The following is an 18,823-nucleotide window of genomic DNA, read 5'->3' as shown; positions in this document are numbered from 1 at the left end:
AAACACACAAATAAAGGGAAAATAGTGTCTGAATCTTCGATTTTTTGCCGTTTAAACCCAAGATGGGCAAATATCAGCAGTTATTCAGACCTTCCTTAATATTTTTTGATATTTGTCAGGCTTGAAGAATATTTGAGCCAGATCAAAATATACTATTTTTGTTATAAGTTTCAGTTTGGTTTCAGATTGGAGCCATAAGATCTCCGTTCATAAATAACTTCAATGGAGATTTAAAGTTGTCCATCCCTCCTCCCGTTATAAAACCTGCCATTTTTTGTGTTCTGGTTTTAACCAGTCTGTCCGGTTGGGCAAACTCAGAACTTCAACTGACCAAGGTCGTTAACACGGCTATCGGGAACGACCCTTGGCTTCGGCAGAGCGCCCGGATGCAGGAGGCGTTGATCGAAGAATCCTATGCAGAGGGAGCGCTCCCTGATCCCCGGGTAACCCTCGGCGCCGCAAACCTGCCCACGGATACTTTCGACACCAGGCAGGAAGCAATGACTCAGGCCACAATCGGTTTCTCCCAGCGCATTCCCCGTGGTGACAGTCGTCAGCTGGCCAGTGAACAAAAGACCCGGATGGCTGAAGTGCAGCCATTCCGCCGGGAAAATCGCCGAGAGCAGGTAACGGAAAGGGTCACTCACCTCTGGCTCGAGCTCTGGCGATCCCAGGAGAGTATCCGGTTGATAGAGAGCAACCGGGGGCTCTTTGAGCAGTTGTCAGATGTCGCCGAAGCGGGCTACACCTCTGCGACCATGGGCTCCAGGCAACAGGACATCATTCGGGCTTCACTGGAACTGACCCGGCTTGAGGACCGACTGGCAGCCCTGAACACCCAACTGGCGTCCAGCCGTGAATCGCTGGGTGAGTGGATTGGCGCGGAGGCAACACAGTTACCGGTCACCAGACAGATTCCACCAGGGCTATTGGCCGAAATTCCGAACAGGGAGACGGAAACAGATGTTAATGGGTTAATCCGCCATCCCTCAATCCGTGCCACCGATCAGTTAATCGATGCCCAGGCGATTGATGTGGACCTGGCGCGCCAGGCCTACAAGCCGGAATGGTCTGTTTTTGCGCAGTATGGATATCGGGACAGGGCTCCGAATGGACAGGACCGGGCCGATCTGTTTTCTGTCGGAATCGGTTTTGACCTCCCGATTTTTACCGGTAACCGACAGGACCGGAAGCTGCGCTCCTCAACAGCCCGCCTGGAAGCTGCCAGGTCCGAGCGGATCCTGCAGATGCGGGAGCTTCAGGCCAGGGCCCGCGCCGCATTGGCACGGATTGAGCAGCTGGACGACCGGATCAGGCTATACCGTCAGACCCTGCTGCCACAAATGGAAGAGCAGGCCAGCGCTGCCCTGACAGCCTACAACAACGACGATGGCGATTTCGCAGAAGCCGTGCGCGCCCGTATCGACGAGCTTAACGCCCGGGTTGAGCTGATACAGATTGTTGCCGAGCGCGCAAAAAATCTCGCGAGCTTTCGTTATTTGACTGCGCACTCCCCTGAAACAACTTCTTCCTCACTACCGAACGATCAGGACTAACGACCATGGCCAATCTGATTCGCCCATTGGGCTTTGTATTGCTGGGTGGCGTTGCCGGGGCAGCGACTGCCTATTGGCTGGCTCCCGAAGCCGGAATGAACCACGCCACTGGCCCAACCAGCACGGAAAGCAACGAACCTTTGTACTGGGTGGCGCCCATGGACCCCAATTTCAAACGAGATAAGCCCGGCAAGTCGCCCATGGGCATGGATCTGGTGCCCGTCTATAAGGAGGGCGGCTCAGGGGAAGACGCACCAGGCACGGTCCGGATCTCGCCCACCGTGGTGAACAACCTCGGCGTGCGGACGGCGTCCGTGATCCAGGGGCGGCTGCCAAGCACCGTCAGGACGGTGGGTTACGTGCAGTACAACGAGGATGAAATGACCCATGTGCACCCACGTGTGGAAGGGTGGATCGAAGCCCTCTATGTAAAAGCGGAGGGCGAAACGGTTGAGAAAGGAAAGCCCCTTTACACCCTCTATTCACCAACACTGGTCAACGCACAGGAAGAGCTGATCCTGGCGCTGAACCGGGGAAACCAGCGTCTGATCAACGCGGCTGAAGAACGTCTCAGGGCACTGAATGTGCCTGCGACCGTGATCCGTCAGCTGAAAGACGCCCGTGAAGTTCAGCGAACAATGACCGTCCACGCCCGGGCCTCGGGCGTTATCGATAACCTGAACGTGCGGGAAGGTATGTTTATCAAGCCCGGCGACCGGGTTTTGTCGATTGCGTCACTGGATGAGGTGTGGGTGATCGGGGAAGTCTTTGAGAGCCAGCTTGCCGCGCTTGACGCGGGTAACAGGGTGGTGATGACACTGGATTACATGCCCGGGCGCCAATGGGCCGGGCGCGTGGATTATATCTATCCGGAGATCAATCCGAAAACCCGCACGGCGCAGGTCAGAATGCGCTTTGACAATACCGATGGTGCCTTGTTGCCAGGTATGTTCGCCGGGCTGGAGGTTCAGGGCGAACGCAGAGAGCGGCGCATGCTTGTGCCCAGGGAGTCCATAATCCGCACCGGGCAGAGCGACCGTCTGGTGCTGGCGCTTGAGGAGGGCGCTTTCAAATCCGTCAATGTCAGCGTCGGTCGTATCGGCGACCCTTATGCGGAGATCCTTGATGGTGTCAAACCGGGCGATACCGTGGTGACCTCCGCCCAGTTCCTCATTGATTCCGAATCCAGCAAAACGTCGGATTTCCAGAGGATGTCAGCGCCAGCCGGTGAAGAGACAGGCCCGCAGATGGATCACGGGGGGATGGACCACAGCACCATGAATCATGGCGGGGACGAGTCATGATTTCAGCCATCATCTACTGGTCTGTGCGTAACCGTTTCCTGGTGCTGCTGGCGACGTTGCTTATCACCGGGCTTGGCCTCTATTCACTGAAGAACACACCGGTGGACGCCCTGCCGGATCTCTCCGATGTACAGGTCATCATCAAAACCAGCTTCCCGGGGCAGGCTCCGCAGGTGGTTGAAGACCAGGTGACCTATCCGATGACAACGGCCATGCTCTCGGTGCCGGGTGCTAAAACGGTGAGAGGCTACTCATTCTTCGGTGACTCTTACGTTTATGTGATTTTCGATGAAGACACCGACATGTATTGGGCCCGCTCACGGGTGCTGGAGTACCTTTCCCAGGTGGCACCCAGTCTGCCGGATTCGGCCCGGCCTCAGCTGGGGCCCGACGCCACCGGCGTTGGCTGGGTGTATCTTTATGCCCTGGTTGACCGCACCGGCAACCACGATCTGAGCCAGCTGCGCAGCCTTCAGGACTGGTTCCTGAAGTACGAGTTGCAAACGGTGCCGGGTGTGTCGGAGGTGGCCGCACTGGGCGGCATGGTGAAGCAATATCAGGTCAAGGTCAGCCCGGAAAAGCTACGGGCACTGGGCATCCCGCTGGCTCACATCCAGAACGCGATCAAACGGGGCAACCAGGAAGTGGGCGCGTCGGTGATCGAGATGGCGGAAGCGGAATACATGGTTCGCACGTCGGGCTATATCCAGTCCCGTGATGATCTGTTGTCGATCCCGCTGGGTCTTGACGATAACGGTACCCCGATTCTCCTGAAAGATGTGGCCAGCGTTGAGGTCGGCCCTCAGATGAGGCGTGGCGTTGCCGAACTGAACGGGGAAGGTGAAGCTGTTGGCGGCGTTGTGGTAATGCGCTTTGGTGAGAACGCCCAGGCAACGATTAATGGGGTGAAGGCGAAGCTGGAGGACCTGAAATCCAGCCTGCCCGAAGGTGTGGAAGTGGTGACGGTTTATGATCGCTCTGGTCTGATCGAGCGAGCCGTCAATAACCTCGGATTCAAACTGCTTGAAGAGTTCCTGGTCGTCGGTCTGGTGTGCATTGTCTTCCTGTTCCACGTGCGCTCGTCGCTGGTGGCGATTCTCAGTCTTCCCGTGGGCATCCTGGCGGCCTTTATTGTTATGCACTGGCAGGGTATCAACGCCAATATCATGTCGCTTGGGGGGATCGCCATTGCCATTGGCGCCATGATTGATGGCGCCATTGTGATGATTGAGAACATGCACAAGCACATGGAACGGACGCCACTCACACCCGAGAACCGTTGGGAAGTCGTCGCAAGGTCAGCCTCCGAGGTGGGTCCGGCGTTGTTTTTCTCGCTACTGATCATCACGGTCAGTTTTGTGCCGGTGTTCGCCCTGGAGGCGCAGGAAGGGCGGATGTTTGCGCCCCTGGCGTTCACCAAAACCTACGCCATGGCGGCGAGTGCGGCTCTTGCGGTGACGCTGGTTCCGGTTCTGATGGGCTATTTCATTCGCGGCAAGGTGCTGCCGGAACACAGGAATCCCGTGAACCGGCTGCTGGTCGGTGCCTATATGCCGGTGCTGAAGCTGGTACTCCGGTTTCCCAGGATGACGGTTGTGGCTGCACTGCTGATACTGGTCGTCGGCCTGTGGCCGGCTACCAAGATTGGCAGTGAGTTCATCCCGCCGCTGGACGAAGGCGATCTGATGTATATGCCCACCACTTATCCGGGCATCTCCATTGGCAAAGCCCGGGAGCTGTTGCAACAGACGGACAAGCTGATTGCGACCGTGCCTGAAGTCGAAACGGTGTTCGGAAAAGTAGGGCGGGCCGACACCGCAACCGATCCGGCGCCGTTAACCATGATCGAGACATTCATCCAGCTCAAGCCGAGGGATGAATGGCGGGAAGGCATGACGACCGAAAAACTGAAGCAGGAACTCAATACCCTGATTCGTTTTCCCGGAGTGACCAACGCCTGGGTCATGCCGATCATCACCCGTATCGATATGCTGGCAACGGGTATCAAAACGCCGGTCGGTATCAAGGTGGCGGGGCCTGATCTTGCCATTATTCAGAACATCGGCAAACGCCTTGAGGAGATCATGGTAGACATCCCCGGGACGGCGTCTGTCTACTCCGAGCGGGTCGCCGGCGGGCGCTACATCAAGGTGGATATTGACCGCGAAGGTGCCGCACGCTATGGGCTGAACATCGCCGATGTCCAGCAGGTGGTGGCCTCGGCGATTGGTGGTATCAACGTATCGAGGACTATCGAAGGTCTTGAACGTTACCCCATCAACCTCCGGTACCCCGAGGATTACCGGGATTCGCCCGAAAAGCTGGAGCAGCTTCCTATCGTGACCGCGTCCGGGCAGCGAATTGCCCTGGCGGATGTGGCCGATATCCGGGTTGAGGACGGGCCGCCGGCCATCAAGAGCGAGAATGCCCGCCTCAATGGCTGGACCTTTGTGGATATTGATGGGGTCGATGTGGGCACTTATGTAGAGCAGGCCATGGCTATAGTGAGCGACGAGCTTGATTTGCCTGCAGGCTACTCCGTTAGCTGGTCCGGCCAGTATGAATACATGCTCCGCGCCAAGGAAAAACTGACCTATGTGGTGCCGCTGACCCTGGCGATCATTGTCATCCTGCTGTTCCTGAACTTCCGCCGTTTTGCAGAGGTAGGGATCATCATGGGCACGCTGCCATTTGCGATGATCGGTGCCATCTGGCTGATGTATTTGCTCGGCTACAACTTTTCGGTGGCGGTCGGTGTCGGCTTCATTGCCCTGGCCGGCGTTGCCGTGGAAATCGGTGTGATCATGCTTGTGTATCTGAACCAGTCGTACCAGGCAATGCTGGAAACCTGTGAACGGAAAGGGCTGGCCCCGAGGCGGGAAACGCTCCGCCACGCGGTCCTCCACGGCGCTGGACTGCGGGTGCGGCCGGTCATGATGACGGCTGCCGCGATTATCGGAGGGCTGGTGCCTATCATGATCGGTGGCGGTACCGGATCCGAAGTCATGGGGCGGATTGCCGCACCGATGGTTGGCGGGATGATCAGCGCTGTGATTCTGGCTCTGCTGGTGATTCCTGTGGGTTACTACCTTTGGAGAGCCAGAGGCTTGGCTGGTGAGTGAACGGGCTGTATTCGCCGGCCCGTTGACAAATCGGATGAATCTTTTGAGCGAGATCAATTCGTTGCCGTCTCGGCCAGGAAATTCAGTTTGAATTCAGCTCTTGAGCGTTAAATAGGGGTGAGTGTTTTGAACCCGCGTGATGGAGAATGAAGATGGTTTCAGTAAAGAAGCTTGCAGTATGCACCATTCTGGCGGCCGCTCCTGTCTGGGCGTCTGCTCACGGTGAACAGGGCAACTGGCAGGGCCACGGTCCCGGAATGATGATGGACCAGGACCAGATGCAGCAAATGCAGCAGAACTGGTCGCGTATGAACGGATTCATGCAGCAGATGCCCGGGGCCGGATCACCGGAGGAGCGTCAGCGCTTCCTCGAAAACCACTGGGAGGCCATGGAAGACCAGATGGAGTTGATGCACCGGGGCATGATGGGCCCGGGCATGATGGGAGGCGCCGGCGGCATGATGGGCGGTAACCAGGGGCAGGGCATGATGAACAATCAGCCTGGCCAGGGTAATCGTCAGGGCAATGCCGCTGGCATGTCACCCGATCAGCGTTTGCAGTTCATGCAGGAGCGCATGGACCAGATGCAGTTGATGATGGAACAGATGCTACAGCATCAGCGGCAACTGAACAGAAACAGTAATTGAGGCAAATTGATCCCGGTTCACCAATCGGTTTGACAGCTGTGCTAGGTTGAGAAGCATCTTTTTCGATTTTCAGGATGCGGAGGCTTGCGTGCTGGAACGGCTGCAACGTCGATTGGGTCTGCAGACAATACCGGGAGTATTTTTCACCTCTGCCGGGGTGGCAACGTTGTTTGTTGCCCTGGCGGTCCCCTTTGATCAGGCCGTAGCCGAGTATTTCGGCCTGCTGACCGGTTGGGTGGCCCGCAATCTTGGCTGGTTCTACATCCTTGCGGTCACCTCCCTGCTGGTGTTCCTGCTGGGCCTGGCGGTCAGCCGTTACGGCACCATCCGGCTTGGCGGCGATGACAGCCGGCCGGACTATTCCAACCTGACCTGGTTCACCATGCTGTTTGCGGCCGGTATCGGCACTATCCTGATGTTCTGGGGTGTGGCGGAACCGGTGTCCCATTTCGCCAATCCGCCGTTCGAGGGGGTAAAGCCCGGCACCGAGCGGGCCGCCAGTGATGCCATGACGGTGGCGCTGTACCACTTCGGGCTGCATACCTGGACCATTTTCGCCATGCCGGGCCTGGCGATCGGTTACTTTGCCTACCGGCACAACCTGCCCATGCGCATCAGCAGTCTTTTTTACCCCATCCTTGGTGAGAAGGCGTTTGGTCCCTGGGGTTGGGCAGTGGATGTGATCGCGGTGCTTGGCACCCTGTTTGGCGTGGCCACCTCATTGGGGCTGGGGACCCTGCAGCTCAACAGCGGGTTGAATTACCTGTTTGGTGTGCCCTCTACCGGCCTGGTCCAGGTCATTCTGATTGCGGTCATTGCCAGCATCGCCGCCACATCGGTGGCGCTGGGGCTGGACAAGGGAGTGCGCCGGCTGTCCCAGCTCAACATCCTGCTGGCCATGGTCCTGCTCGCATTCGTGCTCGCCGTTGGGCCAACCGTGTTCATTGCCGAAGGCATGGTGCAGAGTGTGGGCGACTACTTCGATGCCTTGCCCTGGCTGGCATTCTGGACCGAAACCTTCAAGGAGACCGACTGGCAGCGGCAATGGACCCTGTTCTACTGGGCCTGGACCATCTCCTGGGCGCCTTATGTCGGTATCTTCATTGCCCGCATCTCCCGGGGGCGGACCATTCGCGAGTTTGTCGGTGGTGTCCTTTTTGCCCCCACTGCCTTCACGCTGGTGTGGTTCGGCATCTTCGGTTTGTCTGCCATCCAGGTCGAGATGAACGGTGTCGTGGCGCTGGCGGACCAGGTACAGCAGGACCCCTCCGTCGCCATTTTCGCGTTTCTCGAGGCCTTCCCGCTGGCGGAAGTGGCATCTGCGCTGAGTGTGGTGATTATCGTGATCTTCTTTACCACCTCCTCGGATTCCGCCTCCCTGGTGATAGACCTGCTGACCCGGCGGGATGATCAGCCCTCACTGGTGCGCCAGCGGATTTTCTGGGCGGCGGCGCAGGGTGTGATTGCCGCTACGCTCTTGCTGGCCGGTGGACTGGATGCCCTGCAAAACGTCATTACCTCCCTGGGCCTGCCTTTCTGCATCTTACTGATCTTCATGGCTGTATCACTGTTCCGGGCTCTGAGAGCGGATTACCGTGGTTACAGCGTCGAAGCCCTGGTCAAGGGAAGAGCCTTCCCGGAAGTGGAGGCCACCGCCGAAACCAAACAGGAGAACGAGTATGTATCGGAAGCTGCTGATCGCCATTGATCCGGAGGATGACGGCGAGGGCAAACGTGCCCTGGAGGCCGCGGTGGATCTGCTGGCCGAGGATGGTGAACTGCACCTTGCCAGTGTCTACAGCCCGGGCGGTGGCGGATTTTTCCCCCACGTAACGGAGGAAGCGCCCGAGCAAAAGGAAGCGGAGGTCCGCGAAATGCTGGATCTGCTGGCACGCAAATACCTGCCCCTGAATCTTAACGCCAGTTTTCATGTGGTGGCGGGCACCGCCGGTGACAAGCTGGTGGGACTGGCCGGCCAGCTGTGTGCCGACCTTCTGATCCTGGTGTCTCGTGGTAGCAGCGGCTACTGGCCCCTGCGCCGGGCCACCGTGGAGTATGTCTCGGTGAACGCGCCCTGCCCGGTGCTGGTGCTGCCGTCACTGGAGAAAGCCGAGCCGGAGGCAAAGGACGAGGAAAGCGACTGATCAGTCAAACAGCGACAACTGGTCCGGTTGGCCCATGTCTGTGGGCAGTGTCGGCCGCTTCTGGACCGGTCCCTTGCGACTGCCATGGCGTTGCAGGACCCGTTCGGTTTCGGCCCGGCTCACGTGCTGTTTCCGGAACTCGCCGATCGCCTTGCGTGCGGCCCGCGCCGCCTGTTCGTGGTCGCACACCGGGCTGATGTAGGTATTGCCTCCGAACCGTTGCTTCTGTGTCGGGGTCATTAGCCAGGGGGTATGAATCATTTCTGCCGGCACGCCGGCCAGCTCCGGCAGCCAGCGGCGAATGAATTCGCCGTCGGGGTCCAGCTTCTGGCTCTGGAGGACCGGGTTATAGATCCGCAGGGCGTTGATGCCGGTCAGGCCGGATTGCATCTGCGCCTGGGGGTAATGGATACCCGGCTCGAAATCCGTGAACTGCCGGGCCAGATGCAGGGCCGGCTCGCGCCAGTGCAGCCAGAGCTGGTAACTGGCCACCGCCATCAGCATGGCCCGCATCCGGAAATTGATCCAGCCGGTGTGGTGCAGGGCACGCATGCAGGCATCCACCAGTGGCCAGCCGGTCTGGCCTTCCTGCCAGCGTTGCAGGCGCTCGGAATTATTGGGCCCGTTTTTCAGTTTTTCCAGCTCCCGGTGCATGGCCCGGAATTCCAGTTCCGGCTCGTCTTCCAGTTTCTGGATGAAATGACAATGCCAGTGCAGCCGGGAACGGAAGCTGGTCAGGCTGCGCTGCTTGCGGGGCAGGGTATTGCGATGCTGACCGGTGGCCCTCGCTTGCTGGTAGATCTCCCTCAGGCTGACGGTGCCGTAGGCAATGTGCGGGCTCAGCCGTGAGCAGGCCCGGACTGCGGTTACCGGGCTGGAGATGTTGTACTGGTAGCCCACACACCGGCGCTCAAGGAACGATGCCAACAGCTTCTCTCCCCGGGCACTGCCGCCGGCCTGTCGATCCGGGCAGGCCCGGTTACAGGCTGCCTCCGGGGGTTGCCAGGATGCGGGCGCATGGACTCCTTCCGGCAATGTCGGCAGCTGGGTCGGCGCGTCATGGACTCCGGTTTTCATAAGCCGGGACCATTCGTCATCCCAGTAGTCCCGATCCCGCAGCCGGCGTACCACCCCGAACTGCTGCCACTCCCGGAACTCGACGTTATTGCTGTCACACCAGGCAATGACGGACCGGTCCCGCTCAAACGTCCATTTTCCGCCGGTTTCCTGGTGACAAAAGATCCGGCTCACGCCAACGCTTGTGTGCAATTGCGCCAGTATTTCCGTGACCGGACCGCTCCGTACGATCAGGTCCGAGCCCAGCTTGCGCAGTTGCCGTTTCAGGTCATGGAGCGAGTCATCGATAAAGCCCCAGTGGCGTGCCGAGGTATCTGGCAGTTGCCAGTAGTCCGGTTCAATAACGAACAGCGGCAACACCGGTTCGCCCAGTGCTGCTGCGGCCACCAGGGGGCCGTGATCATGGGTTCTCAGGTCGCGTTTGAACCACACTACCGTGGTCATGGCCGATGTCTCCCCGCGCGACGGCAGCGCTCGCTGCAATAACGTACGTTCTCCCAGTCCCGGGCCCATTTCCGGCGCCAGGCGAACGGACGCTGGCACACCGGGCAGGTTTTCGTCGGCAGATGGGGCTTGCTGTGGCTCACCAGTTTGTTCCGGTTGGGGATTTCGCCTCTAATTACGCCGGCACCGTGCGTGGGGATCAGGCCTCGCTCAGCAATTGTGCCAGATCCTCGCTGACCTGCTGCGTTGTCAGCCCGGGGCGCAGCAGCAGACGAGCGTTGCCGGACCGATCGAAGACGTAGACCGCACTGCTGTGGGAAACGTTGTAATTGCCATCGGCATCCGGCTCGTCATAGCCGAACGTGGTCCGGTAGCGTTTGGTGAGTTCCCGCAGTTCCGGCTCCGCGGCGGTCAGGCCCACCACGTGATCGCCGAAGAAACTGGCATAGCTGCCAAGGCGTTCCGGGGTGTCCCGCTGCGGATCGACACTGACGAACAGCGTCGTGATGTCATCGCGGTAGTCCGCTGGTAACTGGTTCACTGCCTTGCGCAGATCGGTGAGGGTGGTGGGGCAGACATCCGGGCAGGACGTGAATCCGAAGTAGAGCAGTCGGATGTCGCCCGCGGAATCCTCCGGCGTAACGGTCTGGCCGCCGGCGCCGACAAGTTCGAATTCGAGCTCGGGCATGAGGCCGGAAATGTCCTTGCCATGCCACTGCTCGTCATTTCCGAAGCAGCCTGTCAGTGCCAGAACCGAAACGGTCAGGATCAGGGGCAGCAGCCGTTTGGTCATAAATTCTCTCCCGCCAGTCTTGATGGCTTTACAATTCTGCCGTCCTCGTGCATGGCCCGGCGCAGGATCAGCAGGATACCGATGACGCTCATCATAGCCGGCGGAATCCAGGTGAGCAGGCCCCCCAGCAGCTGGTCGGTTTCCGGCGCCATGGGCCAGGCCCGGCCACAGACTTCGTAGACGTCATACACCATGCCCCGTGAAAACACGATCCAGGCACCGAGGATCATCTGGGGAATGGCCACTGCCGCCAGAATCAGGATGCGCTTGCCGTACCCCAGCGCGCTGGTCAGAACCGGCGAGCGGGGATCGAACATCAGCCACCAGAACAGCAGGCCATCCAGCAGCATGCTCCAGTTCATGGTCCAGTACAGCTGGCGCGAGAGCATGGCGTCGAAATGGATCGGTGGCCACAGCCAGAAATAGATCAGGCCGACAAACAGGACGGCGGCAATCACCGGCTGTTGCAGGATTCGGTATACCCAGCCCACCGGCCGCAGCCAGGAGCGAAGGGTGGGGCTCATTTTCTCGTGCCAGAAACGGAAAATCGGCAGCGGGTTGGACAAGGCGATCAGAAACGGTCCCAGGTGGTGCAGGATCAGGTGCTGGCCCCGGTGTACGAAGAACATGTACTGGGAGTAGTAATCGAAGCGGGTCTGCATGACCCCGTAGCACAACAGCACTCCAACCACGAAGGCGACGATACGCACGGAACCGGGGCGTTGGTCTGGCGCCATGCGTAAGAGCGCAAAACCATAGCCTGCCAGTACCAGCGCGAAACTGAGTATGGTCAGGGGTGAGAAATCATAAGGGGCCAGGAAGCCAATATCGGGCATGGAAACCACTCTGTGTGCAATCGCAGCCAACCGGGTTTATCTTTTTTGTTATACAACACCGAGTTTTAACCCCTGCGGTCCGGATTGCAAGGGTAAAAACAGTTCCAGTGCGGAGACTCCAGATGGCGCGATTCAACGAGGCGATACCGGCTCCTTCGGTGCTGATTTTCGATTGGCACGGCACCCTCGTGGATACCCACGATGCCATGTTCAGTGCCATGGAGGAGATGTTGCCGCAACTGGAAGAACTTGGCCTCGTGGACCGACTATTATCGGAGGACCAGTGCCGCACCCAGGATGATGCCCGGTTGGTGCGCTACATCCGGATCTTCCGGCGCCTTCATCCCCGGATTCTGGCCGAGCGCCGGGTTTCCCGCACGGACATCTTCAATGCGATCTTCGGGGAGGACAAGGAAGCCAAACTGATCGCCCACAAGGCCTACAATACTGCCTATCGCAAGTACTTCGGCCAGGTGAAACCTTTCCAGCCGGGCGCCTATGAATATCTGTCGGCATTGAAAGCCATGGGCATCCGGTTGGCGGTATCCACTAACCGCAACCGGGAGTTTCTGGACAAGGAACTGAGGACGGTGGACGAAGGCCGTTGGCAGCATCTGTTTGATGCCACCGTCTGTGCCGATGACGTTACCGAGTACAAACCGGACCCCCAGGTGATCCTGAAGGCCCTGGAAAAGCTGGAGCTGCCGGCGGACAGCCGGGCCTGGTACGTGGGCGACAGCTACGTGGACATGCTCACCGCCCACAAGGCAGGAGTCTCGGGCGTGTTCTACAACGGTGCCTGTTGGGAGCAGGATCGCATCGACAGCTGGTTCACCAAACGGGATGCTCCGGCGGCGATCCTGGACAGTTTCGAGGATCTGCTCAACCTGCTGGCCTTGCTGGAGCGCCAGGAGCCGGATGCCTTTACCCAGGCCCCGGCCGAGGTCCGACCCAGGCCTTTCCCTTCACCGGAGCGCCCGGAGCCCAGAATCGAGCCGGACTGGCACCCGGCGGTGGTCCGGCTGATTCGCCCGGCGGTGATCCTGTTTGACTGGCACGCCACCCTGGTGGACACCCTCGACGCCATGTACCACGCGGTGGATGACATGCTGCCGGATTTCCACAAGCTCGATCTCATGGACCGGATGGTGGCCCCGGAGGACAGCAAGACCCTTGAGGATGCCCGGCTGGTGTCCTACGTGCGCGAATTCGCCAAACTGCACCCGAAGGTGAAGGCGGACCGGAAGATTTCCCGGACGGATATCTTTGAGGTGCTGTTCGGTGAGGACCAGGAAGCCAAGCAGGTTGCCCACAAGGCCTTCAACCACCATTACCGGAACCACTACGGCACCGTCAAGGCCTTTGAGCCGAGGGTCCGGGATGTGCTCGAGGGGCTGAGGAAACTGAACATCCAGGTCGGGGTGATCACCAACCGGGACCGGGAGTTCTTCGAGCACGAACTGGACGCGGTGGAAGGCACGGGCTGGTCCCACCTGTTTGATGTGGATGTGTGCGGGGACGACACGCCGTTGCGCAAACCCCATCCGGACCAGTTGCTGCTGGCGGTGCAGAAGCTGGACTACCCGCCGGACCCCAGTGTCTGGTATGTCGGGGACAGCACCACCGATGTGATTGCCGCCAAGCGGGCAGGGATGACCTCGGTGTTTTTCAACGGCGCCCAGTGGGACCAGCCCTGGCTCAACAAGATCTTTCCGGGCACCCACAAACATCCGGACAAGCCGGACGTGGTGGTCAATGATTTTTCCGAGTTCTGGGCGCTGGTGCTGGCTTGCGAGGTGGGGCCGCCGTAGGGATTGGTGTCAGGGCCGGGTCCTGAGTGCCTCTTCCACATCCAGCCCGAGCACCACCACGCCAAGCGGCTTACCGCCCTCTGCCGGCTTAATCGCCGAGCTGACCATGATCTGGAAGCGCGAAGTGGAGCCATCATAGCGAATGGGTGAAATGTAGATATCGCCGGTGGAGGCGGGGGCGTCCATTATCTGCTTGAACTTGGGTTCGTCACCCTGCCAGAAATCGGATGACAGGCGACTCATGGCCGCAATCGTCCCCGACCGGTTGACCACCATGGCTTCGGTTACCAGACCCGGATACTTTGCCTTCCATTGGCGCAGTGCCGTGGAAGCAGGCAGCTGAAGAATGTGTCGGGCCAGGGGTATGGCCTCGCCGGGAGCCTTTGCCCGCCAGTCACGATCGATGTCCCGGATGTCCCCGGAGGCTGGATTGGTCGAATCATCGGCCAGCGCCTGCTGAAGATCAATCTGCTGCGCCAGATTCTCCAGCAGAGAAATCGCCAGGCGCTCGGCCTGGTGGCGTTCGGTCGAGGACAGCGTGATCTGATCCTCCATGCAGCCGGGAAGGGCGCGATTGAAAGCGGCCAGGAAGTGAGGGTGGCTGGCATCAAACTCCCGGTTCAGGTACAGGTAAAGTGGCGCGTAACGCACGAACTCCATGTGCATAGTTTCGAGGTTTTCGCCCATAGGGCCGGCCAGCACCTCCATCAGGCGCCGATCCATCAACGCGACGTCAATCCGCTTTCGTTTCAGCAGGGCGAGCAGCTGTTCGGGCGTGACAACGGTGAGAAAATCATCGTAGCCGGAAGCTTCCAGCCAGGCCAGCTCGTTGCTGCCATTGACCACGCCGATACGGCCTTTGGAGGGCTCCGTTTGCGCCTCGGTGCTGAAAAAGTACCATTCTTCCAGGGCTACCGGATCGCTGCGCAAGGCCGCGGCGTCCAGTTCGGTGGAGGCGTCAAGAGCAAAGTAGCCGTCGATCATGTTCCGGCGCAGCTCATACAGGGCCCGACTCTGTGGCGCCAGATGAATCTTCGGTTGCCAGCCGGCCTCCCTGGCAGCACAGGCAACGGTTTCCACGGTTTCGCCAGTCACCGATACCTGTTGATCCAGCAATTGAATTCGCGACTGGTAAGGAGGAGCCTCGTAGGTATAGAGTTCGAGGATCCGTGGGTCCGCCGCGGTCAGGGAAGGGGCCAGTATCGGCAAGAGCCACAGCAACGGCCTGGCAAGCATGATGGTCGTTTCGTCCGTGTTGTTGACAATCGTGCTCTCAGCCTAGCAGGCTCTTCGGGCTTTTGCCGCACAACGTTTGGGCATATCCTTGTAACCATGAAAAACAACAAGATCCGAGTCCATGACTGACACCAAAGCGTCGATCCTGGTGGTCGATGACGATGCCGCCATCCGGGAGTTGCTGCAGGAGCATCTGTCCCGGGTCGGGTATGACATACGGACCGCCGGGGATGGAGACCAGATGCGGCAGCTGCTCGGCGAGCGGCCAGCCGACCTGATCGTGCTGGATGTGATGCTGCCGGGTGATGACGGCTTCACCCTGTGCCGGCAGATCCGGGAGCATTCCCAGGTGCCTATCATCATGCTGACTGCCAGCTCCGACGAGACCGACCGGGTGGTGGGCCTGGAAATCGGCGCCGATGACTACCTGGCCAAGCCGTTCAGTGCCCGGGAGCTGCAGGCACGGGTCAAGGCTCTGTTGCGACGGGCAAGGTTCGCCAGGGTGGAAAACCCCCGATTCATCCTGTTCGACCGCTGGCGCCTGGACACCCTGGCCCATGAGCTGATCGACGAGAGCGGCCAGTCGACGGCGCTGTCCGGTGCCGATTTCGCCCTGCTGCAGCTGTTTCTGAACCACCCCAATCAGGTCCTGGACCGGGACACCATCTCCGATGTTACCCGGGGGCGTGAGTCCATGCCGCTGGACCGGGTGGTGGATGTGGCGGTCAGCCGGCTCCGCCAGCGGCTCGGGGACCAGGGGCGTAACCCGAGGCTGATCAAGACGGTGCGGGGCGCGGGGTATCTGCTCGCCGCCACGGTAAGTCATGGCCCTGAATAGTTCCGGCAAGGAGCGCTCCCTGCTCTGGCGCTGGGTGCCATCCTCCCTGCTCGGGCGGGTGTTGCTGCTGACCCTGCTGGCCATGGCCGGTGCCCAGATCATCTCCAGCGCTGCCTGGGTTGCCACCTACCGGGCCCAACAGGAAGAGGGCCTGGTCGCCACCACTCGCAACCTGGCCCAGTCCGCGTCGGCCACCGTGCAGTTTTTCAACTCCCTGCCCCAGGAATACCGTCACATCGTGCTGGATCAGTTGCGGGACATGGGTGGTACCCGTTTCTTTGTCTCCCTGAATGACAAACGCATCGATATGACTCCGTTGCCGGACACCGCGCGCAAGCAGCTGGTCATGGAGGAAGTGCGCTCGGTGCTGCATCAGCGCCTGGGTAACCGGATCAACCTGCACGTGGATTTTGTGTACCCCGACAATTTGCGGATCCTCAATACCGAGCTGCCGCTGGACGCCTTGCCGCGCTCGTGGGCCCACTATGCACTGACCCTGGAGCCGCTGAACCCTCCGGTCATGGTGACCCAGATCGAGGTGGATCAGGGAGAGTGGCTGTACCTGGCCGCCGCCCTGCCGGCTCCCTTTGTGTCCCTGGAAGAGGAGGGTATCCCCGGTCAGCAGATCCTGTTCGTGGTGGTCATGATCGGCATCCTGTTCCCGGTGCTGGCTTGGCTGATCCGGCAGCAGACCCGACCCCTTCGCAAACTGGCCAGGGCCACCCGGGATCTGCCGCTGGATGACGCCACACCGCCACTGAAGGAGCAGGGCAGTGCCGAGATTGTTGCTGTAACCCGCAGCTTCAACACCATGCGCCGGCGCCTGCAGAGCTACATCAGCGACCGGGAACAGCTGTTCCGTGCTATTTCCCATGATCTTAAAACGCCGATTACCCGCTTGAGGCTGCGGGTTGACCTGATCGAGGACGAGCCCATGCGGCAGCGGCTCGAAGCAGACCTGCAGGAACTGGAACTGCTGGTCAAGAATGCGCTCCAGTCCATGAAAGACACGGATATCCACGAGAACGCAGAGCCCGTGGATATCGAGCGTATGCTGCGCGGTATGGGTGAGGCTTATCAGTCCGGGGGCGCGCGCCGTGTCACCGTTCAGGGTCACTGCCGGCGTTACCGGGGCAAGCCGCTGGCGCTGAAGCGGTGCCTGGGCAATCTGGTGGACAATGCGGTCAAGTACGGCCGCGTGGCCCGAGTCCGTATCGAGGATGAGCCCGGCCGGTTGGTGATCCATGTGGAGGATGAGGGCCCCGGGGTGCCGGAGGATCAGTTGGCCCGCATTTTTGAACCCTATTACAGGTTGCAGGCCAGCCAGCGTCAGGGCCATGGACTGGGGCTGGGAATTGCCCGCAACATTGCCCAGAACCATGGCGGAGAGCTGGTCATTGCCAACCGCGCCGGAGGCGGGCTGCACGTCACTCTCACCTTGCCCCGGCACTAAAAGGTCAATGTAACAAAGGTGTTACATCGGTCTTTCAGTTTGATACTCATCGTCTCGGTTTCCTGCCATAGACTCCGAAGTTGTGAAGACAACAAAAACAAGGAGTCACTATGTTTCACACCACGAATTCCCCTGTGAAGGGCCGGCTCGCCGGTCGATCCCTGGCTGTTGCAGTCGGGCTGGCCTCGCTGGCCATGGCGGCCGGTTCGGTGCAGGCACAGGAGCAGCAGAGCGTCGAGGAGCGCCTGGCTGCACTGGAAGAAAAGCTCGCTGAAGTAGAGCCGAAGGCTACCGGTGACGAAGGGTTTTCCTTCAACACCTACGCCCGCTCCGGGCTGTTGCTCAATGGCGACCTGCAAAGCGCGCCGGGCGGTCCCTACCTGACCCCGGCTGGCTCCGTGGGCGGTGCTGTAGGCCGACTGGGCAACGAACCGGACACCTACCTGGAAGCCATCCTGAACTACAAGCAGGTGGCCGAGAACGGCACCAAATCCCACTACCGCCTGATGATCGCCGATTCCACCACGTCATCGAACGACTGGACCGCCGGTGATGGCGCCCTGAACGTGCGCCAGGCCTATGTGGAGTTCAGCAATCTGGCCAGCTTCTCGGGTATTTTCGAGGATGCGTCGATCTGGGCCGGCAAGCGCTTTGACCGGGATCTGAACTTCGACATCCACTGGCTGGACAGCGACATCATCTTTCTCGGGGGCCTGGGCGCCGGTATCTACGACGTCAAGTTTGCCGATAACGTGGAATCCAACTTTTCCCTGTATGGCCGCAGTTTCCTGGAGTTCCCGTCTGACATTCAGGACCAGGACATCACCTCGAACACCGACAACCTGATCCTGACTGCCGACAACTATTTCGGTAACGTCCAGTGGACACTCAGCGGCATGAAGGCGCAGGACAATGACCAGCGCGTGGTTGGTGGGGCGCTTCAGGCGGCCGAGACCGGTGTTCACACCATGCTCGCCTACCATGGCGACAGCTTCTTCGGCGTTTCCGAGGGCAACTTCAAGGTCGCCGTTCTGCACGGGCAGGGCCTGGGTGCGGAAACCAAGAACATCGGCGCCGATGGCAACCTGCACGAGGATGCAGTCAGCACCCGCGTCGCCATGTACGGCACCACCTATCTGAGTGAGAACTGGCGTTTCGCCCCGGCGATCCTGGCGGAAACCAGCGAGGACCGTTACATCAAGGGCGACGAATACCAGTGGCTGACCTTCAATGCCCGGCTGGCGCAGGAGTTCAACGCCAATTTCGAGATGCAGTATGAGGCGTCCTGGCAGACCATGGATCTCGAGACCCTGGGCTACGATGACCGCAATGCCGTCGATGGCGACTACAGCCGCTTCACCATTGCCCCGACGTTCAAGCCCCAGGTTGGCGGCTTCTGGAACCGCCCGGAGATCCGGCTTTTCGCCAGCTACTCCACCTGGGATGACGAGCTTGAAACCTATGCCGCTGGCGACCCGCTGGGTGCCGACAGCGATTTCGAGAGCGGCCAGTGGACCTTTGGCACGCAAATGGAAATCTGGTTCTGAACCTGATCAAGACAA

At 59.9% G+C, this 18,823-nt stretch carries 15 protein-coding genes; 10 read left to right on the top strand and 5 right to left on the bottom strand.

The window, feature by feature from the left end; all coding sequences use genetic code 11:
• Positions 1 to 386 precede the first annotated feature (386 nt).
• The 6 genes from DET50_RS13085 (at position 387) to DET50_RS13060 (ending at position 8,773) form a co-directional block, all read left to right on the top strand.
• Entirely contained in the window at positions 387 to 1,556 is a 1,170-nt protein-coding gene (locus DET50_RS13085) for a TolC family protein (protein WP_473741717.1), read from the top strand.
• A 5-nt stretch (positions 1,557 to 1,561) separates the two neighbouring features.
• Positions 1,562 to 2,860 (top strand): efflux RND transporter periplasmic adaptor subunit, encoded by a 1,299-nt coding sequence (locus tag DET50_RS13080; protein WP_113863286.1) that lies wholly within the window; start codon positions 1,562 to 1,564, stop codon positions 2,858 to 2,860.
• Complete coding sequence (locus DET50_RS13075; RefSeq protein WP_113863285.1) at positions 2,857 to 5,982, top strand: efflux RND transporter permease subunit; 3,126 nt, start codon at positions 2,857 to 2,859, stop codon at positions 5,980 to 5,982. Before DET50_RS13080 ends, DET50_RS13075 begins: the two co-directional genes overlap by 4 nt.
• A 152-nt stretch (positions 5,983 to 6,134) precedes the next feature.
• The gene (locus tag DET50_RS13070; protein ID WP_113863284.1) at positions 6,135 to 6,629 is read left to right on the top strand and encodes a hypothetical protein; all 495 of its coding nucleotides are present in this window, start codon (positions 6,135 to 6,137) and stop codon (positions 6,627 to 6,629) included.
• An 88-nt stretch (positions 6,630 to 6,717) separates the two neighbouring features.
• Positions 6,718 to 8,337 (top strand): BCCT family transporter, encoded by a 1,620-nt coding sequence (locus DET50_RS13065; protein WP_113863283.1) that lies wholly within the window; start codon positions 6,718 to 6,720, stop codon positions 8,335 to 8,337.
• Positions 8,309 to 8,773, top strand: coding sequence for a universal stress protein (locus DET50_RS13060; RefSeq protein ID WP_113863282.1), 465 nt, complete (start codon positions 8,309 to 8,311; stop codon positions 8,771 to 8,773). The genes DET50_RS13065 and DET50_RS13060 overlap by 29 nt, the downstream gene beginning before the upstream one ends.
• Here the strand turns inward: DET50_RS13060 and DET50_RS13055 are convergent, their stop codons facing one another.
• From DET50_RS13055 to DET50_RS13040, 4 genes are read right to left on the bottom strand one after another with little or no spacing between them, the layout of a single operon-like run.
• Positions 8,774 to 10,294, bottom strand: coding sequence for an FAD-binding domain-containing protein (locus DET50_RS13055; RefSeq protein WP_113863281.1), 1,521 nt, complete (start codon positions 10,292 to 10,294; stop codon positions 8,774 to 8,776).
• Positions 10,291 to 10,437 carry a DUF2256 domain-containing protein gene (locus tag DET50_RS13050; RefSeq protein ID WP_113863280.1) on the bottom strand — a complete coding sequence of 49 codons (147 nt, stop codon included), beginning with the start codon at positions 10,435 to 10,437 and terminating at the stop codon, positions 10,291 to 10,293. Before DET50_RS13050 ends, DET50_RS13055 begins: the two co-directional genes overlap by 4 nt.
• Before the next feature lie 56 nt (positions 10,438 to 10,493).
• Positions 10,494 to 11,087: an SCO family protein gene (locus DET50_RS13045; protein ID WP_113863279.1), complete on the bottom strand. Its 594-nt coding sequence runs from the start codon at positions 11,085 to 11,087 to the stop codon at positions 10,494 to 10,496.
• On the bottom strand, positions 11,084 to 11,923 hold the full coding sequence (locus DET50_RS13040) for a cytochrome c oxidase assembly protein (protein ID WP_113863278.1): 840 nt from the start codon (positions 11,921 to 11,923) through the stop codon (positions 11,084 to 11,086). Before DET50_RS13040 ends, DET50_RS13045 begins: the two co-directional genes overlap by 4 nt.
• Before the next feature lie 122 nt (positions 11,924 to 12,045).
• On the opposite strand from DET50_RS13040, the gene DET50_RS13035 reads away from it, so the two are divergent.
• Positions 12,046 to 13,734 (top strand): HAD family hydrolase, encoded by a 1,689-nt coding sequence (locus DET50_RS13035; protein ID WP_113863277.1) that lies wholly within the window; start codon positions 12,046 to 12,048, stop codon positions 13,732 to 13,734.
• A 9-nt stretch (positions 13,735 to 13,743) separates the two neighbouring features.
• Here DET50_RS13035 and DET50_RS13030 read toward each other — a convergent pair whose 3' ends face one another.
• Complete coding sequence (locus DET50_RS13030; RefSeq protein WP_113863276.1) at positions 13,744 to 14,970, bottom strand: transporter substrate-binding domain-containing protein; 1,227 nt, start codon at positions 14,968 to 14,970, stop codon at positions 13,744 to 13,746.
• Positions 14,971 to 15,091: 121 nt separating this feature from the next.
• On the opposite strand from DET50_RS13030, the gene DET50_RS13025 reads away from it, so the two are divergent.
• The 3 genes from DET50_RS13025 (at position 15,092) to DET50_RS13015 (ending at position 18,808) form a co-directional block, all read left to right on the top strand.
• Positions 15,092 to 15,808 carry a response regulator gene (locus tag DET50_RS13025; RefSeq protein ID WP_113863275.1) on the top strand — a complete coding sequence of 239 codons (717 nt, stop codon included), beginning with the start codon at positions 15,092 to 15,094 and terminating at the stop codon, positions 15,806 to 15,808.
• Complete coding sequence (locus tag DET50_RS13020; RefSeq protein WP_113863274.1) at positions 15,795 to 17,261, top strand: ATP-binding protein; 1,467 nt, start codon at positions 15,795 to 15,797, stop codon at positions 17,259 to 17,261. Before DET50_RS13025 ends, DET50_RS13020 begins: the two co-directional genes overlap by 14 nt.
• A 110-nt stretch (positions 17,262 to 17,371) precedes the next feature.
• The gene (locus DET50_RS13015) at positions 17,372 to 18,808 is read left to right on the top strand and encodes a carbohydrate porin (RefSeq protein ID WP_113863273.1); all 1,437 of its coding nucleotides are present in this window, start codon (positions 17,372 to 17,374) and stop codon (positions 18,806 to 18,808) included.
• Positions 18,809 to 18,823 lie beyond the last annotated feature (15 nt).

It is taken from the genome of Marinobacter pelagius, from assembly GCF_003315345.1.
Taxonomy (GTDB): domain Bacteria; phylum Pseudomonadota; class Gammaproteobacteria; order Pseudomonadales; family Oleiphilaceae; genus Marinobacter; species Marinobacter pelagius_A.
Note: the sequence above shows the minus strand (reverse complement) of the source record. Positions and strands in the feature narration are given on the sequence as shown.

What these genes read in the sequence shown, in the direction of transcription:
- DET50_RS13085 (WP_473741717.1), top strand. Translation starts at nt 387, where the DNA reads ATGCAGGAGGCGTTGATCGAAGAATCCTATGCAGAGGGAGCGCTCCCT.
- DET50_RS13080 (WP_113863286.1), top strand. Translation starts at nt 1,562, where the DNA reads ATGGCCAATCTGATTCGCCCATTGGGCTTTGTATTGCTGGGTGGCGTT.
- DET50_RS13075 (WP_113863285.1), top strand. Translation starts at nt 2,857, where the DNA reads ATGATTTCAGCCATCATCTACTGGTCTGTGCGTAACCGTTTCCTGGTG.
- DET50_RS13070 (WP_113863284.1), top strand. Translation starts at nt 6,135, where the DNA reads ATGGTTTCAGTAAAGAAGCTTGCAGTATGCACCATTCTGGCGGCCGCT.
- DET50_RS13060 (WP_113863282.1), top strand. Translation starts at nt 8,309, where the DNA reads ATGTATCGGAAGCTGCTGATCGCCATTGATCCGGAGGATGACGGCGAG.
- DET50_RS13055 (WP_113863281.1), bottom strand. Translation starts at nt 10,294, where the DNA reads ATGACCACGGTAGTGTGGTTCAAACGCGACCTGAGAACCCATGATCAC.
- DET50_RS13045 (WP_113863279.1), bottom strand. Translation starts at nt 11,087, where the DNA reads ATGACCAAACGGCTGCTGCCCCTGATCCTGACCGTTTCGGTTCTGGCA.
- DET50_RS13040 (WP_113863278.1), bottom strand. Translation starts at nt 11,923, where the DNA reads ATGCCCGATATTGGCTTCCTGGCCCCTTATGATTTCTCACCCCTGACC.
- DET50_RS13035 (WP_113863277.1), top strand. Translation starts at nt 12,046, where the DNA reads ATGGCGCGATTCAACGAGGCGATACCGGCTCCTTCGGTGCTGATTTTC.
- DET50_RS13030 (WP_113863276.1), bottom strand. Translation starts at nt 14,970, where the DNA reads ATGCTTGCCAGGCCGTTGCTGTGGCTCTTGCCGATACTGGCCCCTTCC.
- DET50_RS13025 (WP_113863275.1), top strand. Translation starts at nt 15,092, where the DNA reads ATGACTGACACCAAAGCGTCGATCCTGGTGGTCGATGACGATGCCGCC.
- DET50_RS13020 (WP_113863274.1), top strand. Translation starts at nt 15,795, where the DNA reads ATGGCCCTGAATAGTTCCGGCAAGGAGCGCTCCCTGCTCTGGCGCTGG.
- DET50_RS13015 (WP_113863273.1), top strand. Translation starts at nt 17,372, where the DNA reads ATGTTTCACACCACGAATTCCCCTGTGAAGGGCCGGCTCGCCGGTCGA.